Genomic DNA, 238 nt, shown 5'->3' with positions numbered 1-238 from the left:
TGTCGGTGGTCAGCACGTTGGTCATGCGCAGGTCGAATAGCGACACGGTGGCGAAGCTCTGCGCGCCGTCCGGCTGGAACTTCATGCCCACTTCGTATTGCTTGCCGCGGCTCGGGGAGAACTGGTTGCCGTTGCGGTCGCTGCCGATGTTGGGCTGGAACGATTCGGAATAGCTGAAGTAGGGCGCCAGGCCGATATCGCTGCGGTACATCAGCGCGCCACGGAAGCTGTTGGCCGC

The 238-nt window shown here is 63.0% G+C and carries 1 protein-coding gene; it reads right to left on the bottom strand.

The features are described from left to right. Positions 1 to 238: TonB-dependent receptor domain-containing protein (locus ACR6JA_RS22765; protein ID WP_494599746.1), on the bottom strand; the 238-nt coding region annotated here is incomplete at both ends.

The organism is Cedecea sp. B1(4) (assembly GCF_059414925.1).
The sequence above is the reverse complement of the archived record's forward strand: the minus strand, read 5'-3'. Positions and strand labels throughout refer to the sequence as shown.